The 3,972-nt window shown below is 64.5% G+C and carries 4 protein-coding genes; 2 read left to right on the forward strand and 2 right to left on the reverse strand.

What is annotated here, in order from left to right; translation table 11 throughout:
* Positions 1-246: hypothetical protein (locus MJ783_RS22450; protein WP_239313691.1), on the forward strand; the 246-nt coding region annotated here is incomplete at its 5' end.
* Here the strand turns inward: MJ783_RS22450 and MJ783_RS22455 are convergent.
* Positions 213-869: a TetR/AcrR family transcriptional regulator gene (locus MJ783_RS22455; protein ID WP_239313693.1), complete on the reverse strand. Its 657-nt coding sequence runs from the start codon at positions 867-869 to the stop codon at positions 213-215. The genes MJ783_RS22450 and MJ783_RS22455 overlap by 34 nt on opposite strands.
* Before the next feature lie 651 nt (positions 870-1,520).
* Positions 1,521-2,720 carry a helix-turn-helix transcriptional regulator gene (locus tag MJ783_RS22460; RefSeq protein WP_239347190.1) on the reverse strand — a complete coding sequence of 400 codons (1,200 nt, stop codon included), beginning with the start codon at positions 2,718-2,720 and terminating at the stop codon, positions 1,521-1,523.
* Between the two features lie 256 nt (positions 2,721-2,976).
* Between MJ783_RS22460 and MJ783_RS22465 the strand changes: the two genes are divergently transcribed.
* Complete coding sequence (locus MJ783_RS22465; RefSeq protein WP_239313699.1) at positions 2,977-3,378, forward strand: hypothetical protein; 402 nt, start codon at positions 2,977-2,979, stop codon at positions 3,376-3,378.
* Positions 3,379-3,972 lie beyond the last annotated feature (594 nt).

A 3,972-nucleotide genomic window follows, 5' to 3' on the forward strand; every position in this document is an offset into this window, starting at 1 on the left:
GGCCAGCCCGCCGTCCGGCCGGACGCGCCCGCGGGCGAGCTGGCGGGCGCCATCCGGCGGGCCGGCGCCGGCACCGCCGCCGGTACGTCACCGGCGAGCGTGCAGGCGGAGACCGCGCAGGCCGAGGAGGGTTTCCGGCTGCTGCGGCTACTGATTGACCATGAACGCTGGGATGAGACCGACACTCTTACCGGGCTTCGGCTGGAGGCCGCTCAATGGGCGGTGAGCCCGCCGGAACGGGTCTGAGAGGTCCTGTCCGGCGTGCTCGTCCCAGGCGGCCGGAGCGCGGGTAGGATCATGAAAACCGTGAGGGTGGCGTACCTGGCCGCGGCTGGCAGAACATCCGGCCGGGACATATGGGTGAGCAGCGCGTACTGGCTGCATGCGCCCAGCAGAACCGCGGCGGCGACCTCGGGCTCGACGTCCCGATTGATTCGGTCGAGCTGTTGTTCCTGCGCCAGATAGAACGCCACGCCAGCATGGACCGCGGACAGATCCCGGCGATCGGTGACGAGTCTCGTCCGGACCGCCGCGTGCAGCTCGGTGTCGGTGAACAGTCCTCCGGCCAGCGGTAGATACTGTGCGAAGAAAGTGATTGCGGACCGTGACAGCTCCTCGAGGTTGCCCTGTACCGTCCCCCGGCCGATACAAAACCTCAGCTGGTCGAGAGCGCTGTCGAGGGTGGGTAGCCCCTCCAGCATCACCGCGGTGATGAGGTCCGTTTTGTCGGTAAAGTGATTGTAGATGCTGCCCACGGCCACGCTGGCTTCGCGCGCAATCTCCTTGGACGTCGCAACGGCCAGCCCGCGCGTGCGAATAACCTGGGCCGCCGCTTCGATGAGCCTGTGTCGCATGAGCTGACGTGGCACCCGTCGCCTCCGTTTTCCCCCGTCAACGACGGCTACTCGGTCGCTGTACCAGACCTTGGAGGATAGGAGAGGATGGCCCGGAAAATATTATCGCCGGACAAAACGATGGTGTCCGGGACGTGAACGTCGTTCGCGAAACCGCGATCAGGCGAACCTGGCCGATGTTCAGGGGCTCGTCAAAGTCGCGGTGATGGAACTATAGCAGATCGTGATGTAAGTCCAGGCCGGGGCTGAGGTTCTGTTCGTCGCTGCCGATGGTGGGATATGCTGGCTGTTTTCGTTGGCTGCTATGGTGACGCAAGTGTATCTGTGAGCAGAACCGGCGCTAAGAGCGCCCGGCAGTAAGGGCGTGGATCAAGGAGTGGGGCTGGGGTGCGTGTATCGCGAGGCGGCGGAGGGAGTCACCCTGGTGTTGGGTGGCGACCGAGTCACGCCGGCGGAGTTCCGGAAGGTCGTGCCTGACGCAGCACTGGAAAAGGCAAGGGAGTGCGGGGCACCGCGCGCGTACCTAATCGCGCCCCCTGACGGGGTCAATAGTCACCCCTCCTAATCTACAGCCCTGCCCCTCTCAACGTAACACCGGCACCACGGGCCCAGCGCCGTCGACGTCTCTGTGCCCTCGCCCATTTGAACCGCATGCATCCGGGGAAATCATTTGATGGCCTGGGCCAGCACGTCGAGGCTGTTGGCGCGCGCCCACCGCACCGACGTGGCGTCTTGCAAAGCGTGTATGAGCCGCCGGGCAAGCCGTTGCGAAACGAACCACTCCGGCGCAACCTGGTGGACACCGGCCAGCGTTTTTGCCGCTCCGGCGTAGCCCTTGGTGGCAAGCTGCGCCTCCGCCACCGTGAGCAAATACCGCTGCCACGTGGTTTCCCGGATTGCTTTGCCCCGGCGCACCCTGCGTGCGAGGAACAGCGCCCGGTCCGCCTCACCCATGACCATCGCGTTTTCAACCTCGATGGTGTCAACGGTCGTGGGGCCGAAAGCAGCCCAAAAGCTGCTCACCGTCATGTAATCGTTGCGGAGCCGCCCGGCAACCTCTTTGGCCGTAGCTAGATACCCAGAACTGGCCGCCGGTCGGTTATTGCGGGCTGCCGACGAACTGGCGCGGGTGAGCAATCGGCCGTATTGGGCGAGGTGGATTTCTGTAACCTCGCCATGGGGTTCAATGGCCTCTGCCATGAAAAGCGCCGTATCCTCGGCATCGTCCAACCGTGCCTGACGGGTAAAGTTCCAGGCGATGTTATCGGCGGCACTTGCCCGAAGCAGTTCATCCCCGGCACCCTCGGCCGCCCGGATTGCGCGTTCCGCCGCGGTGATTGACAAATCCTCCCGTCGGAATTGCAGGAGAACCAGTGACGCCATGAGGTAACTGCGAGCCGCCAGCCGTTGCCCGACGACGGCAAAGTCTCCCGTGGCCGCACCCGCGGCGGCATCCGCCGCGATCAGAAGTCCGGGCGCAAGCGCCAACGCATCTTTGTACCTGTTCGCCTGGTACATCCGGGTTAGCTCGATAAGCCCTTGCCTGACATCCCCAATGTTTGGCGCGTCGCCCCCAGGAGGGCTGACCGGCACCGGCACCAGCACCCGGCGCAGCGCCGCCAGGTCTGCGGTGTCGCCGTTGTCATCCCGGTCAAGAGGGCCACCGTAGGACAGAAGATCGGAGGTGGTGACGCCCAGCACGCGGGCAAACGAATGGAGGGTAGGAAGGCTGACCGCATCCCGGGCACCCCGTTCCAACTTCCGGACCGTGGTGAGACTGACGCCGGCGCGCTCCGCAAACTCATCTTGGGTGAGGACAGCCCGGACCCGTAGCTCTGCGACCCGTTCACCAAGGCTTTCAGCCATAGGCCAAGAGTACCGACTTCCGTGGTGGGAGGGGCGCACTGGGTAATACTGCCTAACGCTTCATAGAAACTCGGCCGCCTGCGGCCGGGGTTGGTGGTGCTCCTGGGGTCACCTCGCGGCGAGGTGACCCCATTGGCATCTGTGCGCAACGTGGCAACTACACCACGATTCGTCCCAGGCTCCCGCTGCCTGCGAGGTACGGCCCTGGGCGACGGGAGCCCACCAGCCCGCAGGAGGCAGACGAGAGGGCAGAGCGATGAGCACGAAGCCGGCGGCCTACGGCTACATCAGCGTTGAGGGTGAAGACGAAGCCGAAATTGGCCGCCTTCAAAATACGGTGACGCTGCATGCCATCGCCGAAGGTCTCAGTCTCGAAGAAACATATGTTGACCGTAATATCCCGCTCGCCCAAGTGAGCGGCCGCCCGGCGCTCATGACGGTGCTAACGCTCGTCAATGAAGGCGAGGGCGTCTACGTCATCGTTCCGAACCCGGACGCCATGTCGAGAGCATCCGGTGTCCGCCGGGCCATCACTCTTGAAATCTTCCAGGCGGGCGGACATTTGCAAATTGCCAGCGGGGAGAGGAGCGATCGCCTTCCTCTCCGCAGACCCGGAACCTCATACGCGGTCCCTGTGCTGCGTGAGCGTGGCGCGTAATTGGGCATCTATCATGGCCGGCGGCGACCCCGGAAGTCAGCCAGCCGCGTTCCCATCCCTTACAGAGGAGGTGACCGTATGGACGACTGGCCCAGCCTTTCGCGCACATACTCCATGGCACTTCCCCCAACAAGCCCGCCCCTCCAGCGACATGGGAGCGGTCTTGTTGCTCTTTAGCCGCCAGTGGTCTTGTGATTTAGGGAACTCGGGTTTCCGACACTTGAAAATGACCGGCCACACCGCAATTTTGCGATCCATCAAGGAGCTTGTTTCACGGGGTGACGGAACATAGCAGGTTATGAGGTAAGCCCAGGGCTGGGCTGGGGATGCCGGCGGGTGCTCCCCAACGGCGCGTGGACCACCCGCCGGTTACGTGACGTGAAGGGCTTTGCGGGGTGCCGGGGCGTGACACGCGCTCTGCCGTATTGCATGGTGGCGCCCACGTTGGGCTGAATCGGCTGGCGCCCGAGCGGCGGGAAGCGGTCTTCCTTGAAATTGTTGTCCCGCGCGTCCGGTGGCTTTGCGCGGGCCTCGGCCGCCGGGCACACGATAGTGGTTCTTGTCGCGGGCCCGGCGGTCTCGGGAAACTCCCGC

Origin of the sequence: Protofrankia sp. Cj3 (assembly GCF_917627355.1) — a bacterium.
Taxonomy (GTDB): Bacteria; Actinomycetota; Actinomycetes; order Frankiales; family Frankiaceae; genus Protofrankia.

Excerpts from the sequence above, each read along its gene's own strand:
- MJ783_RS22465 (WP_239313699.1), top strand. The coding sequence starts at position 2,977 with ATGAGCACGAAGCCGGCGGCCTACGGCTACATCAGCGTTGAGGGTGAA.
- MJ783_RS22460 (WP_239347190.1), bottom strand. The coding sequence starts at position 2,720 with ATGGCTGAAAGCCTTGGTGAACGGGTCGCAGAGCTACGGGTCCGGGCT.